We start from the raw sequence: 19,052 nt of genomic DNA on the forward strand, positions 1-19,052 counted from the left end.
GAATCGTTAGGTATCCCTCCATTTCAAGCTGACGATGATATGACAATTTACATCCCCTGTTTTAGGGTGGAAATCAAACCGGATCCCATCAGGGTTATACATGATATCAGGTTCGTTATTAATGCCTATTTTTCGTATCATTTCTGCCACGACACTCTTTTCTGATGATTGGGCAGCAGTCATCAACCGGTTCGAGAACGGTTTGGATGTGGCTATGGTGTCCATTACTTTTTTTACATCCAGAAATAAAGATTGCGAGGTTTTTGCCGATTTAACTAACAAATCTGGATTGGGTGCCGAGTAGGAACGCATCAATCCTGCAGTTTCGTGATTCATATTCGCTGCACCGCCGGGAGATTGAAATAGGCCATGATCATATAAAAAATAAGGGAAATCCTCCAAAAGGTTTCCTTCCTTTCGTTTAGTCTGTCTATAGACACGATTTCTTTATACGATAAAATATGTATAACGATCGGCAGATATGATAGCCGTTAGTGAATAACCCTTCTTCTGAAAAAATCTTCTTGGAAATTAATAAGAAAGACACACTATTATTTGTAAACTGCTTCATTGACAGGTATAGTGTATAGTAATATACTTACTTACCTAAAGTAAGGAGTAGGCACACTATAAATTATAAAATAGGTGATGTTATCATGAAAATAAACCAACAAACAAAAGACCTTTTAATAGATAAAATGAATATCCTCAAAACCCCGGGAAAAGCTGATATATGCCTAGTGGGGCCAGTAAACTTGCCTGTTGAACAAGGAGATTTCTCTGCGGTTTTCCAATGGTACACATGGCTTGAGCTCGATGGCGTGGATAATGATAAGGAAGCTGTGCTTGATTCCCTTTCTGAAGCCAACCTTGCTTTTGGCCAGCAATCTTCTGTATTGGTGTATGGAGATTTTGAAAAGTCGGAGGATGCACTTGTCCGGATGCATAGCATCTGTCATACGGGTGATATCTTTGGCAGTAAACGCTGTGATTGCGGCTACCAGCTCCACCAATCGATGAAAATGATAGCCGAGCATGGTTGCGGAGCCATTTTTTACCTTGCGGACCATGAAGGAAGAGGGATCGGCCTATTCTCCAAGTCTCTTGCCTATTTGCTTCAGCAGGAAGGCTATGACACAGTCGAGGCGAATCAAGCTTTAGGTTTTGAAGACGATACACGATCTTACGAGGGGGCCATTCGAGTGTTGAGGGGACTGCGTGAGGATCCGGTGACTTTAATTACGAATAACCCTAAAAAGTTGGATGCCCTCATGAAGCATGGACTTGCGGCAAAGGACCATATCCCGCTTTGGGGCGGTTTAACGGAAGATAATAGTTTCTATCTGGATACAAAGGTTAAGAAGTCTGGACATATTCCAAAAGAGAAGCCAACTTTGATTGTATAAGGAGAGCTAACCGTATGAATGATGATCAATATTACATGAAGTTGGCACTGGATTTAGCTGCCAGTGCTAAAGGAAAAACCAATCCAAATCCAGTGGTCGGGGCCGTCATAGTTAAAGACGGTGTGATAGCAGGGACAGGGATTCATCGTAAAGCAGGTGAACCGCATGCAGAGGTCCATGCGTTCAAAATGGCGGGTGAGTATGCAGAAGGTGCAACGCTTTACGTGACACTTGAGCCGTGTTCCCATTATGGAAAGACACCCCCATGTGCAAATTTAGTGAAGGAATCAGGTGTCCGTCGGGTTGTGGTGGCAACGCAAGATCCTAATCCGGAAGTTGCCGGGAGAGGGATATCGATCCTGAAGGATGCAGGCATAGAAGTGGAAGTTGGCGTTATGGAAAAGGAAGCGCAAAGACTGAATGAGCGTTTTATTCACAATATGACGACGAATCGTCCTTTTGTCATATCGAAGTTTGCGATGACATTGGATGGGAAACTTGCAACTCATACAGGCCATTCTAAATGGATAACAGGAGAAGAATCCCGTCATTCCGTTCATTTACTGCGTGATGAGGCGGATGCCATTCTTGTCGGAATTGGAACTGTCTTGGCAGATGATCCATCACTGACGACCAGACTCCCGGAAGGTGGAGGGAAAAATCCGATCCGAATCATTTTAGACAGTGAACTGCGTGTTCCATTGGACGCCAATGTTGTCCAAGTATCAGATACGAAAACGATGATCGTAACGAAGGATGATGCACCTGCGGATAAAATGGAGGCTTTACGTGAAAAAGGGATCGAATTCATTTTCGTCCCCAAAAATGAGACGGGCCTTAATCTTAGGACTTTGATGGAAGAGCTGTATAAAAAGGGGATTACGGATGTCTTGCTAGAAGGTGGAAGCGAAGTGAATGCCTCTTTCCTTAGGGAGGGGCTCATCGATAAATACTTGATTTATATAGCTCCTAAACTATTGGGCGGGAGAAACTCACTAACACCGTATACTGGAATGAATGTGGATACGATGGATGAAGCAATGGATGTTTCCTTCTCTGGAGTGGAAACGTTTGGTGAGGACATACGCATCACAGCTTATCCTAAATTAAAATAGACAACAGGTGAAGAGGCATGTTGGTTAAATCAGATGTTTGCATAGTCGGATCGGGACCTGGAGGAGCGCTGTTAGCTTACCTACTGGCCAAGCAGGACATTTCAGTCGTATTGCTTGAGAGGCATTCTGAAGTTTCAAGGGAGTTCAGGGGTGAGTTCTTGAACGATGAAGGAGAGAGCCTTCTTAAAAAGCACGGTTTGTTCGAGAGCGTGAAAAAGCTTGGCATGCTTAAGATGGAACAAATTGAATATTGGCATGACGGCCAAATATTTAAAAGGATTTTCCCTGAATGGCCTGTAGATCATGTTGGGATACATGTCCCTCAAAATCATCTGCTTACAGCTATATTGAATGAAGCCGAAAAGCTGGATTCTTTTCAATTGATGATGAATACGAGGGTCACGGGCTTGATTCAGAATGAAGCAGGCCGTTTTACGGGTGTCAAGGCTCGAAATGGCGGGAATGATCTGGAAGTGCAAAGTTCATTGATAATCGGGGCGGACGGCAGATTTTCCATCGTTCGAAAAAAAGCGGGGATACCAGTCGAGATTAAAAATCATGGCTATGATTTACTGTGGGCAAAAATTCCCGCTCCAAAGGGGTGGAAGCCTTCAATCAAGATGGCATTGGTCAATGACTCACAGGTTGCACTCTTCACTCAGGCTGGAGGTTTCATCCAAATTGGATGGAATATAGAACATGGTTCATTTCCCCAATTGCGAAAACAGCACTTTGATCCATTCATAGAAAATTTACTTTTGGCCTTTCCTGAATTAAAAAAGGTTGTGTGTGAAAATATCAGGTCTTGGAATGACTTCATTTTATTGGATGTTTACAGCAGTTATTGTGAAACGTGGACAAAGGATGGCGTTGCTTTATTAGGTGATGCAGCCCATACGATGACACCTACAGGTGCGTTCGGACTCAATTGTGCCATGAAGGATGCCGATATATTAGCCGAGCTTATCCAAGGATGCATCCTGCAGGAGGATACTGACTTCTTTGGACTTAAAATGGCTGAGCCGGAAAGAAAAGCCGAAATTGAAAGATTACAGGCCATTCAGGTGGACAAGGAAATTTCCTTCGCATCACAGTTTGCCGCCGCTTATGTTTGAATAGGAGTGAAGGATATGAAATTCGGTTTTGATATTGACGATACCCTTATTAATTTGAGGGAATTCGCGTTCCATCTTTATAATGAAAAGCTTAATAAGAACATAGACTTAGCGGAATTCAGAGCCTTAAAGACGTTAGAAATCCATGAAGCTTTCGGGCTTGATAAAGAGGCTGGGGGCAAGATGTGGAACAGCCTTGCCGATGAAGTGTATTATTCATCCTGTCCAGCTTTCGAGGGCGCAGTGGAAACGCTGCAGGAGCTTGAACGCGATGGCCATGAAATCTATTACATCACCGCTAGAAAAGCGGAGCATGGTGACCGTACGAAAAAATGGCTGATTGAAAACGGCTTTCCAGTTAAGGATGACCATTTTTACTGCGGCATGAAGGATCATGAAAAAATTGAAACGATTCGCAAATTGAAATTGGATTATTATTTTGATGATAAACCGGCAGTCCTGGAAACCTTATTGGATATTCCCACGAAAGTGTATGCAATGGATAACTCCTATAACAGGGAATTGGATATTCCAAGGCTGACAAGCTGGTTTGAATTAAAAGAAATACTCTCCAAATAATCGAATTCACATTAATTGACGGATGACTTGATAGACTTGGGTCATCCTTTTTATGTATACTATTATGAATAGTGATTCATTTCTTCAATGTAAATGGTAGGGGAAAATATGAAAGTTGGGGGTATTGGGATGGAGAGAAATATTGAAAAGTCATTGATAGGCACGCTTGGGATTGAAATGAAAGAAGTAGGAGAAGGGAAAGTCATTGCGACGATGCCGGTGGATGAACGGACAAGGCAGCCGTATGGTTTATTGCATGGGGGAGCTTCCGTTGCCCTTGCGGAATCCGTTGCAAGTTATGGGGGGATGCTGCTTGTGGATAGCGCTAAACAAGCTGTAGTCGGTCTTGAAATCAATGCCAATCATGTAAGGGGCGTACGTTCTGGTTATGTTACCGCTGAAGGTAACGTAATCCATCGCGGGAAGACAACGATGGTATGGGACGTGAAAATCCGTGATGAAGAGGATCATCTTATCTGCATTTCACGCTGTACATTAGCCGTTATTGACTTGCCAAAGTGAATGAAGGTATTGTGAGCGTTGTATGATCATAACTGTCGATCCAAGCGATTCCCATAGAGATCCATCACTCCTGAAAACTGTCGTCAAGGAAAGGCACAATCATTTTGGCGTATATGCCTCGGTCATACAAACAGGTGAAATCAGAGTGGGTGACCAGGTGTTTTTAAAGGATTGAGACAGAAAAGAGCTGCTCCTGTAATCAGGGCAGCTCTTTTGCGATGGCAGGGATCACTGGTTTTTCTTTAAATCATCCTGGACACTCCGATCCCACATTTTAACGCCTGAATGATAAGCCGAGCGATTGATTAAATGTCCGGCAACAGGACTGGTCATGAAGATAAAGATGATTGCGAGCACGACCCGGAAATCGAAATGGCTATGTTTATAATAAAAATATAACAAGGTGCCGATCAGGATGAACATGATTCCAAGTGTCGAGCTTTTTGAAACAGCGTGATTTCTTGTATAGACATCAGGCAAGCGGATGATGCCGAAAGCCGAGACTAAAAAGAGAAAGACCCCCATTAAAAGGAATAGGGCCGATAGGAATTCAACGATTGCGGTCATCTTCGATAATCTCCCCTTTCTCGAGGAATTTGGCGAAAGCGACCGTTCCGATGAAAGATAGGATTCCGAGCAGAAGAATGGCTTCCAGATAGGCGCTTGTATCCATGACAATGGAGGCAAGTGCAACGATTGCGATAAGATTGATTCCCATCGCATCGAGTGCGATGACTCGATCCGGTACGGAAGGCCCTTTGATTAAACGGTATAAGAATCCTATCATGGAAAGGGAAACTCCGAGCAACGCGATTTTTAATATAAGATCGAACATTATTTGCTCACCTCCATAATCGCCTTTTCAAAGGTATTTTTAATGCTGTCCACGGCTTCATCTTTGTCGGCGATGTCCATCGCATGTATATAAAGAATCCGATTGTCTTCAGAAACTTCAACGACAAGTGTTCCAGGTGTCAGTGTAATTAAATTCGACAGTATCGTAATTTCCCAATCCTTTGTAAGAACGGTTTCGAATGCGAATATGCCAGGCCTCATATCCAGCTTAGGCTTTAGCACGACTTTAAGGACGCTAACGTTAGAGAATATGAGTTCCCTTGCGAATATGAGCAGTAATAGAACCACGGCGTTCACCCTGTTCAAATAAAAACGATCATTAAAAAAATGACGGAAGACGAACATGATGCCCAAACCCAAAACATATCCGATGATAAAAGTGCTCCCGTTAAACTCATTTTTTAAAAACATCCAGATGACCGCAAGGAACACATTCAGTAAAATTTGGAATGACATCAGGCACTACTCCTTTAAAACCGCTTTGATATAAATATCGGGATTCATTAATGTATCTACAGCTTGTGTAATAAATGGGTAAATCGATTCTGTTCCTACTCCGAATAAAACGGAAATGATGACAAGGAGAACGGCAGGAACCAGCATTTTATTTACCGTTTTATTAGGTAAGACATAATCAATCTTTGAAGTTCCCCAAAAGCCGTTCATGAATATTTTCATGACGGAATATAGGACCATCAAGCTTGAAAGTAAGACAACGGCCATTCCAAAGTAGGCCCCTGATTCTGCAGCTCCCTGTAGAATCAGGAGCTTTCCGGCAAAACCGCTGAATGGTGGGATTCCCGCCAATGATATCGCAGCTATGAAGAAGGTCCATGCCAGGACAGGGTATTGTTTGATCAAGCCGCCCATATCCCGCAAATCATCCGTCCCGCTGATTTTAATCATGATGCCAACCAGCAGAAATAGTGCACCCTTGATTAGCATGTCATGAATGATATATAGAATGGAGCCTGATAAGGCCTGTTCATTCATGACGGAGATGCCGAATATGATAACACCGACCGCGATGATTATATTGTAAATGATGATTTTCTTTACATCCCAATAGGCAATCGCACCAATGACACCGATGATGATGGTCAAGATCGCAAGAACTGCCAGAAAAGTATGGGTGAAATCTTGGTCATGATAAAACAAGAGTGTATAGGTCCTGAAAATGGAGTATATCCCGACCTTTGTCAGCAATGCACCGAATAGCGCCATCACCGGGATAGGTGGAGCATAATAGGACCCAGGCAGCCATTGGAAAAGAGGGAAAATGGCTCCCTTCAAACCGAATACGATCAAGAAACCAATGGCGATCACCGAGATGATTCCAGGCTGGTTGACTTCAGCTATCCTCTGGCTGATGTGCGCCATGTTCAATGTGCCCAGAACTGAATAAAGGTAGGCGACCATGATGACGAAAAAGGAAGAGGAAAGAACATTGACGATAATATACTTCAATGATTCCCTCAGTTGGATTTTCGTCCCTCCAAGTACAAGCAACACATAAGAAGCCATCAGCATGACTTCAAAGAAAACGAATAGATTGAATAGATCTCCCGTAAGGAAGGCACCATTTACACCAATCAACAAAAATTGAAATACAGGATAATAATAATGTCTTTCACGTTCTTCACCTATGGAGTAAAACGAGTAAATCAATATGGCGAATCCAATGATATTCGTGGTCAGTACAAGCAGCGAAGAAAGCATATCTGCGACGATCACGATCCCGAATGGCGCATCCCAGCTGCCGACACCTAAAGTCAAGATCCCTTGTTTATGGACCGTTAACACTAGATAAAGGGAAATTGCTATTCCGATTAGAGATGAAAAAAGGGAAATCCCTCTTTGCAGCTTGATTTTTTTTGCAAAGAATATGAGAAAGATGCCTGTGAAAAGCGGCCATAAAACAGGCATGAAGGTTAGATTACTCATTTGCTTTCGTACCTCTCATTTCTTCCATGTCATCCGTACCGAGCTCCTGGTAGGTCCGATATGCAAGCACCAGCAGAAATGATGTGACTCCGAAACTGATGACGATTGCCGTCAAGATAAGCGCTTGCGGAAGCGGATCGACATAGGATGCAGCTTTATTACTTAGCAATGGAACGGAACCGCCTTTCAAACCGCCCATCGTCAAAATCAACAGGTGGGCGCCGTGACTGAGCAACCCCGTACCGATAATGATTCTTAAAATGCTTTTTGATAGCATTAAATAGGTTGCACACATAAATAGTATTCCAATGACAATGGCCATTAAAAGTTCCATTATTCACTCTCCCCTATCGTTTGAATAATGGTCATCGTTACACCAACAACCACAAGATAAACACCCAAATCAAAAAGTACCGCAGTATGAAGCGAGATATGCCCAAGAAGAGGCAAATCGATATAATGGTATACATGGGTCATAAGCGGCACCCCGAACAATAACCCACCTGCAACGGTCAGGGTTGATATGAACAAGCCTGAACCGATCATTAACTTATAGTCAATCGGCAAGATGCCGGTGACGGTTTTAATGTCGAAAGCGAGCAACAGCAGGACTATGGCGGCTGAAGTCATTAAGCCACCGACAAACCCGCCGCCCGGCGAATAATGCCCCCCTAAAAAGATGGCAACCGCAAACAGCAAGATCACAAAGGCGGCGACCTTCGTAACCGTTTGGAGAATCAGGTCATTTTGCTTCATGGTTTGTCTTTCCCCCCTGTCGCCCGCAATTTGATCATCGCGAATATTCCAAGAGCAGCGATGGAAAGGACACTGATTTCAAACATGGTATCAAGTCCGCGGAAGTCAACGAGAATGACATTTACGACGTTTTTCCCGCCTGCTTCCTTATAAGCATTTTCAAGATAGTAATTTGATATGGAATCAAATAGTTTATTGCTATGTGCCGAAAGGGCAATCAATGTCACGATGACTCCCACACCAATGGATATCAGGGCGTTATTCAGCCTGAAGGTCATTCGCTCTTCCCTTCTGCTTGCCATTAACGGAAGGTGGAAGAAACAGAGCAAAAACAGCGATACCGAAATCGTTTCGATGACTAGTTGAGTCAATGCTAAATCCGGTGCCCGAAGCAAAACGAAAAATAAGGAAATCGTATAACCGACGGCCCCTAAGATGATAATGGAAGTTAAACGGGATTTTGCAAACAGAATGGCAATCGAGCCAATCACGATGATCGCCGCCAATACGATCTCATAAAAACCAATCGGGGCAAAATTTCCTGTATCGAATTTAAAGGCATCCTTCCAATAGAGCGTAAAGCCCAAAGAAAGAATGAAGAATAGGAAGATTGAAAGCAGATACGTCCGAATCGAACCTGTCATTAATACTTTCATGACGGAGGAAGCTGAGTGTTCGAGCCCTCTTACTCCGTTATCATACAAAGCATTCAGGGATATACGTTCAGGAATCCACTGAGTGATCTTCTGCCACTTCTGAAGCGTTTTGTATAAAAGGATTCCAAATGCTATGATGCCGACGGTCATCCATACTTCAGGTTGGAATCCATGCCAGAAGGCGATATGGACTTGGAAATCCGGACCCACTAAGCTTGGCTGTATGCCAGCTACCGCAGGTTTAATGATTCGTGAAGATAGCAAGTTTGGAAAAATACCGAAAACGATGACCAACGAAGCAAGGATGATTGGGGAGATCAGCATCCCGATCGGTGCCTCGTGGGGCTTCTTTTCCAATAGTTGCAACTGAAGTTTGCCTGTAAAGGGTTTGAGCACGACAATCATGCTATAAATAAAAGTGAATACACTGGCAACCCATGCTAGAACAGGGAACAGTACGCCCCATGTTTCCATATTGAAGATATCCAGTTCCAATACATTCACCATGCTGGCCAAGAACATTTCCTTACTTAAAAAACCATTGAAGGGTGGAAGGCCTGCCATTGAAAAGGCACCGATTAAGGCGACGGTGAAAGTAATTGGCATTAATTGCATCAATCCGCCAAGCCTGCGGATATCCCGGGTACCGGTTTCATGATCAATGATGCCTGCAACCATGAAAAGGCTGCCTTTGAAGGTAGCGTGATTAATTAAGTGGAATACAGCTGCAACCGTGGCAGCCAAGTATATATTTTCGCCCAATGATTCATGGTGGAGAGCTGCCGCACCAAGACCCAATAGCGACATGATCAACCCTAGCTGACTGATGGTGGAAAAAGCGAGAATCCCCTTTAAATCGGTCTGCTTGATCGCAGAGAACGAGCCCCAGAACAGTGTAATCAATCCAGCAATCGAAACGAGCCAGAACCATAAACCGGATTCTGCAAAAACAGGGCTTAATCTGGCAACCAAATAAATTCCGGCCTTGACCATCGTTGCCGAATGAAGGTAAGCACTGACCGGTGTCGGAGCTTCCATCGCATCTGGCAGCCAAATGTGAAACGGGAACTGTGCTGATTTAGTGAACGCACCAAGCAGCACGAGCAAAAGTGCAGGGGTGAAGAGCGGGTGGTCCATAAGTTCCCCGCTTTGTAATATCAATTCACGTATGCTGAATGTGTTCCCCATAATAGAAAGGAGAATGATGCCTCCAAGCAGGCTTAGGCCGCCGAGCACTGTGATCAGCAGGGATTTCTGCGCCCCATAACGTGAACGCTCCCTTTCATTCCAATATCCTATCAATAAGAAAGATGATAAACTCGTGAATTCCCAAAACGAATATAGGACAATTAGATTATCGGATAGGACGACGCCAAGCATCGCTCCCATGAAAAGTAAAAGAAAGACGTAAAATTGGTTCAGCCTTTCTTTCTCTTTCGATAAATAGAAAACCGAATATAGAACGACGAGTGAACCGATTCCTGTAATGAGCAAGGCGAATAAAAGCCCAAGTCCATCTACATAGAAATCAACATGAATTCCGAGAGAGGGAATCCATGCAGCTCTTTCCGTAATGACTTCCCCTTGTTTGGTCAAGGGAATGAACCTTGAAAAATAGGTGAATAGTACAATCGGTAAAATCATTACAAACCATCCTGTGTGTATTTGTCGGAATAATTTGTATAATATTGGTATAATAAATGCTAAGAGAAACGGTGATAAAACCGCCCAATGAAGCAAAGACATAAAGTCCCCCCTTTTTAAACGAAGTCATTCGTCTTATTATGCTTTTTTTCACGCAATCCTAGACGTTAGGAAATCGCCGTTGAATATGGATTTTTTTTAATCAATCCTTGTCTCGCTTAAAAGTATAACGCAATTTTTGCGGGTTTGCATGGCTTTAAGAACAGTGAAGCTCCACTGAAATGAAGTTTTATATATAGGTAGAAAAGGAGAGGGAATCGACCTAAAAAAAATTTTTAAAAAAAGTTTTTTTAGGGAGAACTAGTTTACTATCCATTGTGAAATGAAGGGTTATCTTGCATAATATAGGATAAAAGATGCATGGATGGAGAAAACATGAAAAACACATATTTACTTAGCTACTTTCCGATCATTTCAATCCTATTATTCAGTCTTTCCTTTGCCATTTATGGGGAAATGCAAATGCTCAAGTTATTTGGGAATTTGGGAATCTATCAAGGCATGCTGGAGTTTTTTTCTGAAACAGGCATAAAGCTGGCACTGCTTATCGTATTGCTCTTATTATTCTTTATGGTTTTTGCCGCATTGAAGTTGATCTCCGATACTGTATTGGAGCTATCTTTATTATTCTTTTCCAAGGATTCAGAAGGCAAGGCTTTGAACAGTGTAAGAAGGGGATCGGTCATATATGTCATTGGCGGCGCTTGTTCATTGTTCAGTGTTCAATTCATCATCGGGCTTGGATCTATCTTTATCGCAACGAATGTCGTCGCTTTAATTTATTTTGTCAATAAGTTAAGCCCGAGCCTGAATTTGTCTAGGTTAGTAGGATTGATTTTCTTTCCAATCTTCGTTTGGACTGCCCTGATTTCAATAGTCGCTTATGCAGGATTGAAGCTGTATAACAGTGTTATTGCAAGTCTGCCCATATAGCCATAAAAAAGAAGGTGCCCTCATTGGCACCTTCTTTTATTCCTCGGCAGTCTGGCTGATATCTTTCCATATCAATACATGAGGTGTGTGTGAATAAATGGATTGCAGATTGGAGGGCTTGTCTCTTCCGATCCAAACGCCGGTTGTGTAGTTTTGTGTCAGGCCGACAAACCACATGTCTTTCACATCATTGGTCGTCCCGGTTTTACCACCGATATAGTCTGTAGGAAAGTAGGCTTTGCGGGCCGTCCCGGTTAGGGTTACTTCATAGAAAAGTTGCCGCATCTTGTCTACGGTGCTTTTGCTCCATATCTCCTTGGATTTGTCCTTCCAGCTATAAAGGACTTTACCTTCTTGATCGGTGATGTTAATGATCGCGCGCGCTGGCTGATAGTTTCCATCATTGAAGGAAGTATAGGCATTCGTCAGTTCAAGCGGACTCATGCCATACTCGAAACCGCCTATAGCCGAACTGATATGGTGGTCATTTTTGGTCACCTTTTTAAAATCGAATGCATCCAGATACTTAAAGCTCTTTTCCATGCCAGTCTTTTCAAAAAGCCTTATGGCAGGTGTGTTATAGGATTGTGCGAAGGCACTCCTTAATGTGACCATCCCGTAGCTATCACCGCTATAATTTTTTGGACAATAACTATTGCTGCAATAGCTTGCTCCGCTAACGAGCTGATTGATGTCAGCATCCGTCTCTTCAATATAGGGAGCATAATCAAGAAGTGGCTTTATGGCTGACCCTGGTTGCCTAAAGCTTTGGTATGCCCGATTGAAAGAATTTTTTTTATAATCTTTTCCCCCAATCAAAGAGACAAGCTCGTGCGTATGATGCTGTATAACCACTATAGCTCCTTCGATATCATTGACACCGATTTTTGATTGTACAGCAGTCTTGGACTGCGTTTGCAGCTTAGTATCGAGTGCGGTATGGATGGTTACACCGGAATTTAAAAGCTTTTCGACCCGTTTATCCAGCTCGGCTTCCGCCTTCTTACGTGTAGCTTCATCAGAACTTTGCAAAGATCTTGTGAGACCTTCAGTGGATGCCACCAGGTTTTTCAATTCCTGATGAACATATGTCACATAATCAGGATATAAGTCTACCGAGGTGGACAAGTCTAATTTAATCGTACTTTTGATAAGCTTTTCATACTCGATCTGTTCTAAATAACCTTCAGCTACCATTTGTTTAAGTAACCTCTCTTGTCGCTTTTTCGTTTCATCGAAATGTTTAAGAGGATCATAGTGTTCAGGATTATTAGGGATTGCTGCCAGGAAGGCAAGTTCCGCCTTGGTTAACTCCCCGGTCGGTTTACTGAAATAAAACTGGGAAGCGGCTTCAATTCCATAAGCTCCATTACTGAAATATATGGCATTCAAATATAGCTCCATGACTTCTGGTTTTGATTTCTTTCGCTCTAATTGATAGGCATAAATGAGTTCACTAAGTTTTCGGTTATACGTCCTATCATGGGTAAGAAATACATTCCTGGCCAGTTGCTGGGTAATGGTGCTGCCACCTTGTTCTATGTTATTATTTTGTGAATTGATAAGAAGTGCCCTGCTTAAGCCGGATATGTCAAAGCCTGCATGATCATAAAATTTTTGATCCTCTGTAACAATGAACAGGTTTTCAAGGAATAGAGGGATGTCTTCAAGTTTTAGGTAAGTCCGTTTTTCACCATTGGAAATTTCACTGATCACTTTTCCATTTGCAGCTGTCATGTAACTTGTCTGAGCCAGCTCGATCGAATCAATAGGAATCCGCTCGTCTAGTACATGATAGGGAGATTGGGCTAAGGACCACTCTTGATAGGAAAGAAAAATGAAAAGGGTCAATATAGGAACTAAGAGGAAAATCGAGATATAACCAAGATACGTGCGCATAGTTCAACTTCCTAACTAATATATTTTTAGTATGTTCTTGGAAAAAGTACAGGGATTAAAAATGGTACTTTTGGTTCATTAATCCATCATAATCCAATTAAGGTAGACAATAAAGAGTTTTGGTGAATTTAGGAATGCAGGTGCCGTATCATGGCGTTGTACGATCCGGTGAAAAACTTTCTAAATCTTCTGTTATAATATGGTCATGAGAAAGTAAAAACCAATATTTGTTTATATGTTGATGTCAAGAATAAGAAGGGGGTCATAAAAATGGAGGAACAACAGCAATATGTATTCATTGATTTTGAATTTACGATGCCGGAAGGAAAAGCGAATCCAGTAGGGTTTTATCCTGAAATCATTGAAGTAGGTTTGGTCTCTGTCATAAATGAGACAATTCAGGAACAGTACTCTTCTTTTGTTAACCCATTGAAATTTCCAGTCCTAACGGGAAGATGCAAGAAATTCTTGAATATTACCCAAGATCAGGTGGACCATGGGATTTCATTTGAGGAGCTGGTTTCATTATTGAAGAAAATAGATGAGCAACACCCATCGACAATTGTGACTTGGGGAAATATGGACATGAAGGTACTCCGTCAGAACTGTCAGAAATCAGGAATGGAATTTCCTTTTACAGGAAAACAAACAGATCTTTGCCTCGAGTACAAACGTTTTTTTGGAGATCAAAATCAAACCGGACTTTGGAAGGCTGTACAGGCCTATGGCAAAGAGGGGACAGGCAAGCATCACAGGGCGCTGGATGATGCAATTACGACATATAATATCTTCAAGCTAGTAGAGAAAGATAAGAGTTATATGCAAAACCATGAACCGACAACAATTGGCGATCGCATTGATTTATCAAAGGTATTGAATCATTTAGCGTTATAAAAGCCAAATCTTATACTACCGATTTGGCTTTTATCATTCTTTATTTGAAATAATCCGCCGCTAGATCTTCAAGCAGCTGTAAGCTTTTATCATTCCACTCTGTGTGTGCTTCGCTTAAGGACCGTTTCATTTTCTCAACCGCTTCTCTTAAGGATTCCTTATACTCAGGAATTTCCTCTTCAAAGACCCTGACCATATTCTTAGGCACATTGGTTTGCTCCCGGAATGCAAGAGCACGCCGTTGATGGAACATGGACACTTCCGTTTGCTTCGGGTTATGAAGATCTCCTTGCATGGGATGCTTCAAAACGGCCAACACTTTAACAAGATATGCTGCAGGTCTGATATCGGTGACTTCCCCGATGTATTTTCCTGTTTTATATATGGCGGTAACCTTATCGCCGATTTTAAAATCCTGTTCAGACATTTCCCTACCACCTTTCTTATAACTTCCTTCATGATACATAAGAACAACGATTTTTCACAGCGTATTTGTTCAATTTCGCAAAGATGCTTTTTTTATAAAAATCGTGTAAAGTGTACAAATGAAGATGGAAAATGGAGTTATCATCCATTTTATTTAAAAAAGAAAGAGGTTATCTACAATGACAAACTTTCCACAATTAACAAGCGAAGTATCGGAAAATGAAAAAGCGGTCATCATGCAAACGACCCTGGGCGATATTAAAATCAAACTATTCCCTACGCTGGCTCCGAAGACAGTGGAGAATTTCTTGACTCATGCTGAAAACGGTTACTATGAAGGGATTATCTTCCATCGCGTCATCAAGGATTTCATGCTTCAAGGCGGAGATCCAACAGGGACTGGAATGGGTGGAGAAAGTATCTGGGGAGCTCCATTTGAGGACGAGTTCTCCATGCAATTATTCAATTTGCGGGGAGCGCTTTCCATGGCAAATGCAGGACCGGGAACAAACGGCAGCCAATTCTTCGTCGTGCAAGCACAGCACGTGGACAGCAGGATGGGTGAGCAAATGAAGCAGGCCGGTTATCCAGAAGAAATCATCAATGCTTATATGGAACAAGGCGGCACACCATGGCTTGACCATAAGCACTCTGTGTTTGGACAAGTCGTAGAAGGCATGGACGTTGTTGATACGATTGCTAACGTAGAGACAGTTGGGGGAGACAAACCAGCTGTTGATGTAGTGATCAAAGGGATTACCATTTTATAAACCTTAAAAAGCGAGAGGCTTAATGCCTCTCGCTTTTTAAGGTTTTAGTGGAATGGCCCCACTAGTGGATTGTTCTGGTAATTGATATAATGGGATAAAGCAGTTTATTCCCTATCAGGAAGGAAGGATCCGATGGACTTTATCAATCATACTTTACTAGGTTTGTTTCTTTACTTTCCAGAAGACAAGACTGAATATATCTCGGCTGGTATAACTTGTTTCATCTTTTTAGTTGCAGCCGTTTTTACGATGAGGGCAATTATAAGATATTCAAAGAAAGAAGAAATGAAAACAAAGCAATTAGAAGATGAAGTCACTAAAAGGAATCAGCGTATAAAGGAAGATACTCTTTCTTGATCCCGGAAGATTCGAGCGTATTATTCCAAGAATATTGATTATCCATGAATGGTATGAATGGTATTATGTTTTTTAGAAGGTTGTAAAGGACCGGAATAATGAATAAAATGTTCCCTTATTAGCATACGCATTTTATACTATAAGCATAGAGATAGAATTTTGGGGGCGTAAATTGTTATGCAAATCGTAGCTAAAAGAATGATTGCGGCAGATACGGTTAAAAATTTTTTCATAGAGCACTGGGAGACGACCCAAGTCGTTTTTTCAAGAGGCTTGTTTCATTATGCGGAACTTGAGGGTTTTGGAGTGATGGGCGAGAATGAAAAAATCACGGGGCTGGGAACATACAAATTATCCGACCATGTATGTCAGATCATTTCTTTGAATAGTGAGCATGAGAATCAGGGTGTGGGCTCATCGTTGCTTTATGTGATGGAAAATATCGCAAAAGAAAAAAATTGCCATACTATTAAAGCGATTACAACGAATGATAATTTACAGGCTTTGAAGTTTTTTCAAAAGCGTGGTTATGTCATTTCGGAAATCATTAAAAATGCAGTGGAAGAATCAAGGAAGGTCAAGCCCGAGATTCCATTTTACAGTTTTGATGGAATTCCGATCCGAGATGAGATAATACTAGAGAAATACTTATAATAGGGTGTACTTCACCTGAATTTTGATAGGGGGAATGGGAATGTTTAAGAAGATTGCGGCTGATGCCCTTGGTCTTAGTGATATTGGAAGTGTGATTAGACCTGCGGATTATGATAAGGTGGATGCTGATGACTATATCATGCACGAAGATGAGGAAAAAATTTATTTCCTGATTAAGTCAAAAACCGATGAGTACTGTTTCACGAATCAGGCGTTCATACATTTGGATGGAACAAGCGCCATAAGCAAAAAGCGGACACTTACGAGATATAGCTATAGCCAGAATAATATTTCCAACGTGACTCTTGAAACGGCTGGCACTGTGGATCTGGATGCGGAAATTAAATTTTCGATCGGTGCAAAGACTTTCTCCATTGATGTCCATAAAAAATTCATTGAAGAATTAAAGGACTTGTTCAAATCACTCGTGAAAATATCGGAAATTTGTCACGAGAATGAGTATGCCCTTCAATTTGCCCAGCAAAGTGTAAACCTAGCTTCTTCCACTTTGAACCAAGTTCGGACTGAGGGAAGCCAAATGGCCGCGAGTTTCAAGGAAATTAATTCAGCTGCTTTTGAATGGTTGATGGACAGCCGGAAGAAATACCATGTGAAAGATTTCGGCTATGTTTTTGAAAAGTATATCAATAATTAAAAAGAAGGCGAACACAGAGTGATGTGTCCGCCTTTTTTTTTTATTGTTCAAATCACTCAATCCAGGGCTATGTTCATTTGGCATATCCGGCATTTCAGGGATGATATCCGTCTGGAGTTTCGATGACAGCAAGTTGTTATCCGATTTATACCTTTATGGTAGGACATGAAGAGAGAAGTACTAGAGGGAAGAACGCTGCTAAAAGGCCTTCAACAGCAATTACAGTAAAGAACCAGGCACAATTTTGCCTGGTTCTTTGCTTTTTTTATGGAAAAGCCAATTTCAAACGGTTTAGCCCTTCCATCAGGATGCTGCGTGAACAACCGAGATTCATTCGCACGAAACCTTCTCCGCCAGGTCCGTATTTTGAACCAGGCTCCAACGCGAGCTTTCCTTGATGGATCAGTCGCTCCTTTATTTCCTTGTCAGTCAATCCAAGATCACGGCAGTCAATCCATAACAGGAAAGAAGCTTCCGGATGCATGACATGCAGTGAAGGAATTTCAGCAGCTATGAATTCCTCTGCCACTTTTATATTCTCCTCAATGTAGTCAATCATGTCTTCGAGCCAATTCCTGCCCTCTCGATAGGCGGCTTCCATCGCTGTTAAGGCAAAGATATTAAGACCATTGAAGGCCAGTTTCGTTTGGACCTTTTGCAATTGCTCCTGCAATTTTTCATTACTGGCGATTAGGAATGAAGCCTGAAGGCCGGCAATATTGAATGTTTTACTTGGGGCCATTAACGTAACGGTTATATCCGCTAATTTTTCTGAAAGTGAGGCGATCGGATAATGCCTCGATGTTGTATGAAATAGGTCAGCATGTATCTCATCACTGACGATGACTACATCATTTTTTTCACATAGCTCTCCGATTCGCAATAGTTCGTCCTTTGTCCAAACGCGTCCTCCAGGGTTATGCGGACTGCAAAAAAGGAATAGTTTCACTCCGCTTTTCAGCTTGTCCTCAAAATCTTTGAAGTCAATCTCAAAGCTGTCCTTTTGTATGGTAAGGGGACTATTGACCACTTCCCGATCATTATTTTTGATCATATCAAAAAATGGTCTATAGACGGGAGATTGTAACAATATTTTATCGCCCGGTTTCGTGAATGCTTGAATCGTTGTACCAATTGCGGAAACGATGCCAGAGCTAAATGAGATCCACTCTTTATCGATTTGCCAGGAGTGCCGGTCTTTAAGCCAGCTTTGAATTTCGGTGAAAACCGTTTCGGATGGGACGGTATAGCCGAAAATCGGATGGCTCAAGCGTTCCATTAACGCCTTTTGAATGCCTTCAGGAGATGCAAAATCCATATCTGCTACCCACATTGGGAGAACATCTTCGCGCCCATACAATGATTTGAGCGAGGTTTTATCCCATTTTTCAGACCCTGAATTTTCCCTGTTAATATGTTCTTCAAAAATTGACTTGTTCAAAATATACACCCCGAATAAAAATTTATCGTCTTCGCGAAAAGCCTGTTGTTATGATACTATGATATCATGTTCTTTGAAAATATTGAGCAGGTGATGATGATATGGATACACAGCAAATGAATATAGCGTTGGTTGCCGTTTTGCAAGAGTGGGACCCATTCAAGATAGGATGGGATCTATATGAGCCGGAAATTGCGGATACAGTCGTAGCGATCCGGGATATCGATAACCCAAAGGAACTGGCAAGAAAAATAAAATCCATTTACGAATTCGCGTTCGATGAATCCGTTCAAATGGACAAGTGCCTGGAAGTTGCTCAGAAGTTGCTCATCATAAAAAATGATGCCAGCTGTTCGATTTAATATAAAGGT

At 42.0% G+C, this 19,052-nt stretch carries 23 protein-coding genes and 1 pseudogene; 13 read left to right on the forward strand and 11 right to left on the reverse strand.

Annotated features, from left to right (window positions below):
- Positions 1–6: 6 nt before the first annotated feature.
- Complete coding sequence (locus LQ203_RS16205) at positions 7–402, reverse strand: hypothetical protein (protein WP_230159408.1); 396 nt, start codon at positions 400–402, stop codon at positions 7–9.
- Between the two features lie 254 nt (positions 403–656).
- Between LQ203_RS16205 and LQ203_RS16210 the strand changes: the two genes are divergently transcribed.
- From LQ203_RS16210 to LQ203_RS16235, 6 genes and pseudogenes are all read left to right on the forward strand, one after another.
- A complete protein-coding gene (locus tag LQ203_RS16210) occupies positions 657–1,406 on the forward strand; it encodes a GTP cyclohydrolase II (RefSeq protein WP_230159409.1) in 750 nt (249 codons plus the stop codon).
- Positions 1,407–1,420: 14 nt separating this feature from the next.
- Positions 1,421–2,521, forward strand: a complete 1,101-nt coding sequence (ribD, locus tag LQ203_RS16215) for a bifunctional diaminohydroxyphosphoribosylaminopyrimidine deaminase/5-amino-6-(5-phosphoribosylamino)uracil reductase RibD (RefSeq protein WP_230159410.1) — start codon at positions 1,421–1,423, stop codon at positions 2,519–2,521.
- 17 nt (positions 2,522–2,538) lie between these two features.
- Positions 2,539–3,636, forward strand: coding sequence for an FAD-dependent monooxygenase (locus LQ203_RS16220; RefSeq protein WP_230159411.1), 1,098 nt, complete (start codon positions 2,539–2,541; stop codon positions 3,634–3,636).
- A gap of 15 nt (positions 3,637–3,651) precedes the next feature.
- Positions 3,652–4,215, forward strand: coding sequence for an HAD family acid phosphatase (locus LQ203_RS16225; RefSeq protein WP_230159412.1), 564 nt, complete (start codon positions 3,652–3,654; stop codon positions 4,213–4,215).
- Positions 4,216–4,344: 129 nt separating this feature from the next.
- Positions 4,345–4,737: a hotdog fold thioesterase gene (locus LQ203_RS16230; RefSeq protein ID WP_230159413.1), complete on the forward strand. Its 393-nt coding sequence runs from the start codon at positions 4,345–4,347 to the stop codon at positions 4,735–4,737.
- Between the two features lie 4 nt (positions 4,738–4,741).
- Positions 4,742–4,912 (forward strand): annotated as a pseudogene (locus LQ203_RS16235) (MOSC domain-containing protein); the annotation flags it as partial.
- A gap of 53 nt (positions 4,913–4,965) precedes the next feature.
- On the opposite strand, the gene mnhG reads toward LQ203_RS16235, so the two are convergent.
- From mnhG to LQ203_RS16270, 7 genes are read right to left on the reverse strand one after another with little or no spacing between them, the layout of a single operon-like run.
- A complete protein-coding gene (gene mnhG / locus LQ203_RS16240; protein WP_230159414.1) occupies positions 4,966–5,304 on the reverse strand; it encodes a monovalent cation/H(+) antiporter subunit G in 339 nt (112 codons plus the stop codon).
- A complete protein-coding gene (locus LQ203_RS16245; protein WP_137016372.1) occupies positions 5,288–5,572 on the reverse strand; it encodes a Na(+)/H(+) antiporter subunit F1 in 285 nt (94 codons plus the stop codon). The genes mnhG and LQ203_RS16245 overlap by 17 nt, the downstream gene beginning before the upstream one ends.
- Positions 5,572–6,048 (reverse strand): Na+/H+ antiporter subunit E, encoded by a 477-nt coding sequence (locus LQ203_RS16250; RefSeq protein WP_230159415.1) that lies wholly within the window; start codon positions 6,046–6,048, stop codon positions 5,572–5,574. The genes LQ203_RS16245 and LQ203_RS16250 overlap by 1 nt, the downstream gene beginning before the upstream one ends.
- A gap of 6 nt (positions 6,049–6,054) precedes the next feature.
- Positions 6,055–7,536: a Na+/H+ antiporter subunit D gene (locus LQ203_RS16255; RefSeq protein ID WP_230159416.1), complete on the reverse strand. Its 1,482-nt coding sequence runs from the start codon at positions 7,534–7,536 to the stop codon at positions 6,055–6,057.
- Positions 7,529–7,870 (reverse strand): Na(+)/H(+) antiporter subunit C, encoded by a 342-nt coding sequence (locus tag LQ203_RS16260; RefSeq protein ID WP_230159417.1) that lies wholly within the window; start codon positions 7,868–7,870, stop codon positions 7,529–7,531. Before LQ203_RS16260 ends, LQ203_RS16255 begins: the two co-directional genes overlap by 8 nt.
- The gene (locus tag LQ203_RS16265; protein ID WP_230159418.1) at positions 7,870–8,292 is read right to left on the reverse strand and encodes a Na(+)/H(+) antiporter subunit B; all 423 of its coding nucleotides are present in this window, start codon (positions 8,290–8,292) and stop codon (positions 7,870–7,872) included. Before LQ203_RS16265 ends, LQ203_RS16260 begins: the two co-directional genes overlap by 1 nt.
- Positions 8,289–10,694 (reverse strand): Na+/H+ antiporter subunit A, encoded by a 2,406-nt coding sequence (locus tag LQ203_RS16270; protein ID WP_230159419.1) that lies wholly within the window; start codon positions 10,692–10,694, stop codon positions 8,289–8,291. Before LQ203_RS16270 ends, LQ203_RS16265 begins: the two co-directional genes overlap by 4 nt.
- Positions 10,695–11,027: 333 nt before the next feature.
- Here LQ203_RS16270 and LQ203_RS16275 point away from each other — a divergent pair, with 333 nt between their 5' ends.
- Positions 11,028–11,585 (forward strand): DUF5366 family protein, encoded by a 558-nt coding sequence (locus tag LQ203_RS16275; RefSeq protein WP_230159420.1) that lies wholly within the window; start codon positions 11,028–11,030, stop codon positions 11,583–11,585.
- A gap of 36 nt (positions 11,586–11,621) precedes the next feature.
- Here the strand turns inward: LQ203_RS16275 and LQ203_RS16280 are convergent, their stop codons facing one another.
- Complete coding sequence (locus tag LQ203_RS16280; protein ID WP_230159421.1) at positions 11,622–13,484, reverse strand: transglycosylase domain-containing protein; 1,863 nt, start codon at positions 13,482–13,484, stop codon at positions 11,622–11,624.
- Positions 13,485–13,754: 270 nt separating this feature from the next.
- Between LQ203_RS16280 and kapD the strand changes: the two genes are divergently transcribed.
- Positions 13,755–14,378, forward strand: coding sequence for a 3'-5' exonuclease KapD (gene kapD, locus LQ203_RS16285; protein ID WP_230159422.1), 624 nt, complete (start codon positions 13,755–13,757; stop codon positions 14,376–14,378).
- Between the two features lie 40 nt (positions 14,379–14,418).
- Here the strand turns inward: kapD and LQ203_RS16290 are convergent, their stop codons facing one another.
- On the reverse strand, positions 14,419–14,805 hold the full coding sequence (locus tag LQ203_RS16290) for a kinase-associated lipoprotein B (protein ID WP_230159423.1): 387 nt from the start codon (positions 14,803–14,805) through the stop codon (positions 14,419–14,421).
- 178 nt (positions 14,806–14,983) lie between these two features.
- On the opposite strand from LQ203_RS16290, the gene LQ203_RS16295 reads away from it, so the two are divergent.
- The 4 genes from LQ203_RS16295 (at position 14,984) to LQ203_RS16310 (ending at position 17,240) form a co-directional block, all read left to right on the forward strand.
- The gene (locus tag LQ203_RS16295) at positions 14,984–15,574 is read left to right on the forward strand and encodes a peptidylprolyl isomerase (RefSeq protein WP_290370599.1); all 591 of its coding nucleotides are present in this window, start codon (positions 14,984–14,986) and stop codon (positions 15,572–15,574) included.
- A 132-nt stretch (positions 15,575–15,706) separates the two neighbouring features.
- Positions 15,707–15,931: a hypothetical protein gene (locus tag LQ203_RS16300; RefSeq protein WP_230159424.1), complete on the forward strand. Its 225-nt coding sequence runs from the start codon at positions 15,707–15,709 to the stop codon at positions 15,929–15,931.
- Between the two features lie 177 nt (positions 15,932–16,108).
- Positions 16,109–16,585: a GNAT family N-acetyltransferase gene (locus tag LQ203_RS16305; RefSeq protein ID WP_230159425.1), complete on the forward strand. Its 477-nt coding sequence runs from the start codon at positions 16,109–16,111 to the stop codon at positions 16,583–16,585.
- A gap of 40 nt (positions 16,586–16,625) precedes the next feature.
- A complete protein-coding gene (locus LQ203_RS16310; protein WP_230159426.1) occupies positions 16,626–17,240 on the forward strand; it encodes a PH domain-containing protein in 615 nt (204 codons plus the stop codon).
- A 265-nt stretch (positions 17,241–17,505) separates the two neighbouring features.
- On the opposite strand, the gene LQ203_RS16315 is transcribed toward LQ203_RS16310, so the two are convergent.
- Positions 17,506–18,681, reverse strand: a complete 1,176-nt coding sequence (locus tag LQ203_RS16315; RefSeq protein WP_230159427.1) for a PatB family C-S lyase — start codon at positions 18,679–18,681, stop codon at positions 17,506–17,508.
- 101 nt (positions 18,682–18,782) lie between these two features.
- Here LQ203_RS16315 and LQ203_RS16320 point away from each other — a divergent pair, with 101 nt between their 5' ends.
- On the forward strand, positions 18,783–19,043 hold the full coding sequence (locus tag LQ203_RS16320; protein WP_230159428.1) for a DUF1871 family protein: 261 nt from the start codon (positions 18,783–18,785) through the stop codon (positions 19,041–19,043).
- Positions 19,044–19,052 lie beyond the last annotated feature (9 nt).

Origin of the sequence: Peribacillus sp. Bi96, from assembly GCF_918698115.1 — a bacterium.
Classification (GTDB): Bacteria; Bacillota; Bacilli; order Bacillales; family DSM-1321; genus Peribacillus.